Source organism: Ruegeria sp. YTSB088 (assembly GCF_059609825.1).
The window spans coordinates 1-4,234 of the sequence record NZ_JBXWMM010000030.1 but is presented as its reverse complement, the minus strand read 5'-3'; the positions used below and the strand labels follow the sequence as shown (position 1 = coordinate 4,234).

The window sequence follows — 4,234 nt, the reverse complement described above, 5'->3', positions numbered from 1 at the left end:
TACGGGTTTTTCACCAACGCTGACGGCGGGATCATGGACGATTTGATCGTGTCGAATGCGGGGGATCACTATTTTGTGGTGGTGAACGCGGCGCTGCGGCATCAGGACATTCCGCATATGCGTGACAATCTCGAAGGTGTCGAAGTGACCGAGATCTTCGACCGCGCGCTGGTGGCGGTTCAGGGGCCCAAGGCCGAGGATGTTGTCGGCGCGTTGTGCCCTGTTGCCCGTGACCTGAAGTTCATGGAAACCACCCTTGCTGATATCAACGGTGTCGAGTGCCGCATCTCGCGGCTGGGTTATACCGGCGAGGACGGCTATGAGATCTCGATCCCCGAGGACAAGGCGATCGAAGTTTCGAAAGCCTTCCTGGGGCATGAGGATTGCGAAGCGGCGGGTCTGGGCGCGCGCGACAGCCTGCGGCTTGAGGCGGGGCTGTGCCTGTATGGCAATGACATCGATCAGAGCACCTCGCCGGTCGAGGCGTCTTTGGGCTGGGCGATGCAGAAGCGCCGCAAGGAAGAAGGCGGCTTTCCGGGTGCGGAGCGTATCCAGCGCGAACTGGCCGAGGGGGCATCCCGCAAGCTGGTGGGGATCAAGCCCGACGGCCGTGCTCCGGCGCGCCAGGGTGTGGAAATCCAGTGCACTGAGGGTAACACGATCGGCCAGATCACCTCGGGCAGCTTTGGCCCGACGGTCGGAGGCCCGATCGCGATGGGCTATGTGTCCGCGGGCCATGGCGAGCCGGGCGAGAAGGTGAACCTGATCATCCGGGGCAAGGCGCAACCGGCGCAGATCGTGGCCATGCCCTTCGTCAAACAGAATTACAAGCGTTGAAGTCAGGAGAGAGACAAGATGGCAACCTATTATTCCGAAGAGCATGAATGGCTGAGCGTTGAAGGCGACACGGCCACTCTGGGCATCACCAAACATGCCGCCGAGCAGCTGGGTGAAGTGGTGTTCGTGGAACAGCAGGAAGCGGGCGACGAGTTCGAAAAAGGCGGCGAGATCGGCGTGATCGAATCCGTCAAGGCGGCATCCGAGTTGTATGCTCCGGTCGATGGCGAGATCACGGAAGTGAACGAGGCGCTGGCCGACAATCCCGGTGCGCTGAACGAAGATCCCGAGGGCGAGGCCTGGATCTACAAGATCAAGATCAGCGATGCATCCCAGCTGGAAGAGCTGATGGATCTGGACGGCTACAAGGCCCTGATCGGGTAAACCCAAACGGAGTCCCGGCACGGGGCTCCATCGTTTTAACTTATGCCGCCGAATTTGGGCTCCGCCCGTTCGGGCCTGAACCTGTCCACCGGACAGTTTCCGGGACGGCCCTTACTCCCCGCCGGAGGCTCCTGCCAGAGCGGCCGGGCGAGACATTCCTTGAGGAGCGCTACACATGGCCTTCAAACTGACCGACTACGAAGCCTATGACTTTGCCAATCGCCGCCATATCGGGCCCAGCCCGACCGAGATGCGCGACATGCTCAAGGTGATCGGCTTCAAGACGCTGGACGAGCTGATCGACGCCACCGTCCCGCCGGCGATCCGGCAGAAAGAGCCGCTGGACTGGGGTCCGGCGATGACCGAACGCGATGCGCTGTTCCATATGAAAGAGGTGGCGAGCAAGAACAAGGTTCTGACCTCGCTGATCGGTCAGGGCTATTACGGCACCACCACCCCGGCGCCGATCCTGCGCAACATCCTGGAAAACCCGGCCTGGTACACCGCCTATACGCCGTACCAGCCCGAGATCAGCCAGGGCCGTCTTGAGGCGCTGCTGAACTTCCAGACCATGGTCAGCGACCTGACCGGGCTGGACGTGGCCAACGCGTCCCTGCTGGACGAAGCGACAGCTGCGGCCGAGGCGATGGCGATGGCCAAGCGCGGCGGCCGGTCCAAGGCCAACAACGCGGCCTTCTTCGTCGACAAGAACTGCCACCCGCAGACCATCGCGGTGATCAAAACGCGCGCCGAGCCTTTGGGCATCGACGTTCAGGTGGCCGATCCGGACACGCTGGATGCAGGTTCCGTCTTTGGCGCGATCTTCCAGTATCCCGGCACCCATGGCCATGTGCGCGACTTCACCAACGAGATCGCGGCGCTGCACGAATATAAAGCCATCGCGATTGTCGCCGCCGACATCCTGGCGCTGGCGCTGCTGAAATCGCCCGGCGAGATGGGCGCGGATATCGCCATCGGCTCGACCCAGCGCTTTGGCGTGCCGATGGGCTATGGCGGGCCCCATGCTGCCTATATGGCGACCACCGACAAGCTGAAGCGGTCCATGCCGGGCCGGATCATCGGTGTCAGCATCGACAGCCGGGGCAACAAGGCCTACCGCCTGTCGCTGCAGACCCGCGAGCAGCATATCCGCCGCGAGAAGGCGAACTCGAATGTCTGCACCGCGCAGGCGCTGCTGGCGGTGATTGCCTCGATGTATGCCGTCTATCACGGCCCCGACGGCATCAAGGCCATCGCGCAATCGGTGCACCGCAAGACCTCGCGTCTGGCTGCCGGTCTGGAAGAGGCTGGCTTTGCCGTCGAACCGGAAGTGTTCTTCGACACCATCACGGTTGAGGTTGGCCATCTGCAGAATGTGGTGATGGAGGCCGCCGTGGCCCGCGGCGTCAACCTGCGCAAGGTGGGCGAGACCCGGGTCGGCATCAGCCTGGACGAGCAGACCCGCCCCGAGACCATCGAGGCGGTCTGGGGTGCCTTCGGCATCGACCGCAAGGATGACAGCTCGAACAAGCAATACCGCCTGCCCGATTATGCGCTGCGTGAAAGCGAATATCTGACCCACCCGATCTTCCACAAGAACCGGGCCGAGGCCGAGATCACCCGCTATATGCGCCGTCTGGCCGACCGTGACCTGGCGCTGGACCGGGCGATGATCCCGCTGGGGTCCTGCACCATGAAGCTGAACGCCACGATCGAGATGATCCCGGTCACCTGGCCCGAGTTCGGCAATCTGCATCCGTTCTGCCCCGAAGATCAGGCGCAGGGCTATCACGAGATGATTGCCGACCTGAACGACAAGCTGTGCCAGATCACCGGTTATGACGCGATCAGCCAGCAACCCAACTCGGGCGCGCAGGGCGAATATGCGGGTCTTCTGACCATCCGCAACTATCACTTCGCCCGCGGGCAGGGTCAGCGCAATGTCTGCCTGATCCCGACCTCGGCGCATGGCACCAACCCGGCCTCGGCCCAGATGGTGGGCTGGCAGGTCGTGCCGGTGCAGGCGGATGAGAACGGCAATATCGACGTCGCCGACTTCCGCGCCAAGGCGGAAAAGCACTCCGATCATCTGGCCGCCTGCATGATCACCTACCCGTCCACCCATGGCGTGTTCGAGACCACCGTGCAGGAGGTCTGCCAGATCACCCATGATCACGGCGGTCAGGTCTATATCGACGGCGCCAACATGAACGCGATGGTGGGCCTGTCGCGCCCCGGTGACATCGGCGGAGACGTCAGCCACCTGAACCTGCACAAGACCTTCTGCATCCCGCATGGCGGCGGCGGCCCTGGCATGGGCCCGATCGGCGTCAAGGCGCATCTGACCGAGCACCTGCCCGGCCACCCGGAATACGGCACCGCCGTGGGGCCGGTCTCGGCGGCGCCCTTCGGCTCGCCCTCGATCCTTCCCGTCTCGTGGGCCTATGTGCTGCTGATGGGTGGCGCCGGTCTGACCCAGGCGACGAAAGTGGCGATCCTGAACGCCAACTACATCGCCGCGCGTCTGCAGGACGCCTATCCGATCCTCTATACCTCGGAAACGGGCCGGGTGGCGCATGAATGCATCCTCGACACCCGTCCGCTGGACGCCGAGGCGCATGTCTCCGTGGATGACATCGCCAAGCGCCTGGTCGATTCAGGCTTCCACGCGCCGACCATGTCCTGGCCGGTGGCCGGAACCCTGATGGTGGAACCCACGGAATCGGAACCCATGGCCGAACTGGACCGCTTCTGCGACGCCATGCTGTCCATCCGCGCGGAAGCGCAGGACATCATCGACGGCAAGATCGACGCGGACAACAACCCGCTGAAAAACGCCCCCCACACGGTGCGCGATCTGGTCGGCGACTGGGACCGCCCCTACACCCGCGAACAGGCCTGCTTCCCGCCGGGCTCCATGGGCGTCGACAAATACTGGTCACCCGTCAACCGCGTCGACAACGCATACGGCGACAGAAACCTCGTCTGCACATGCCCCCCAATGGATGCATAC

Annotated in this window: 3 protein-coding genes; all 3 read left to right on the top strand. The window is 63.5% G+C overall.

What is annotated here, in order from left to right; translation table 11 throughout:
* A partial coding sequence (gene gcvT / locus AC2FFA_RS22490) for a glycine cleavage system aminomethyltransferase GcvT (RefSeq protein WP_496853304.1) occupies nucleotides 1-837 on the top strand: 837 nt, incomplete at its 5' end.
* A gap of 18 nt (nucleotides 838-855) precedes the next feature.
* On the top strand, nucleotides 856-1,221 hold the full coding sequence (gcvH, locus tag AC2FFA_RS22485) for a glycine cleavage system protein GcvH (protein ID WP_299644461.1): 366 nt from the start codon (nucleotides 856-858) through the stop codon (nucleotides 1,219-1,221).
* A 175-nt stretch (nucleotides 1,222-1,396) separates the two neighbouring features.
* Nucleotides 1,397-4,234 (top strand): aminomethyl-transferring glycine dehydrogenase (gene gcvP, locus AC2FFA_RS22480; protein ID WP_496853303.1); only part of this gene is annotated, 2,838 nt, incomplete at its 3' end.